The sequence below is a fragment of the Bacillus sp. LR--39 genome, assembly GCF_053613335.1.
In genome coordinates, this window is record NZ_JBSIOT010000728.1 from 1 (window position 1) to 770 (window position 770).

Sequence of the window (770 nt, forward strand, 5' to 3'; positions counted from 1 at the left end):
ATCTTTAATCGTTCCGTTGCTATTATATTCATAGTCATCACTTGACATATAAATATAGACTCTCCCGTTATAGGTCAGCGCAATCGGATCTGCGCCCAAATGATGGTCGATAAGCGGGTTTGAATTCCCTACATGTTTTGCAATTGTACTACTGGTGGCAGCATACGCAGACTTTCCAGATAAACAGCTCAATAGTAAAGCAAAAACAAATAAACATACGCTACACTTTTTCCTCATCACTTCACATCCTCCTTTTTCCTTAAAATGGGGGATTTTCTTTTGGAATTTGATAACAACAGGTCACGAAGATTGCACGCATAAAGTAGCCGGAAGCTGTTTAGCAATGTTCCCCCAGTTCTTGTTCTGAAAGCTCATCTTCATGTGTCTCCATTCTCTCCTTTCTTCGAGGAGATCGCACCACTCCTTCAAAATTGTTCAAAAAAACTTCCCCATTCCTAGCGACCATTGTCCAGAAAATAAAAAGACAGGATTGTTCATGGCCTCCCACTAATCACATTGAACGGAGATTACATCATTATCCAATATATCCCTTTATCTAACATCCTACATCATTAAAAAAATTGTGTATAGAAACTTTTGGAGGAGTTAGTGTTCGATTCTACAAAGGAACTGGATACATTTATTCATTGATAAGATGGGGCTAACACTCCGTTTATATTTGTATGTTTTCAGACACAAAAAACAGCCGTTCAATGCGGCTCTTTTTTTCAAGTGTATAAGAATTATTGAGCGGTATACCCGCTTTTTCA

The 770-nt window shown here is 38.2% G+C and carries 1 pseudogene; it reads right to left on the reverse strand.

The features are described from left to right. Window positions 1-237: pseudogene (locus tag ACWHAR_RS26145) on the reverse strand (arabinoxylan arabinofuranohydrolase); the annotation flags it as partial. Window positions 238-770 lie beyond the last annotated feature (533 nt).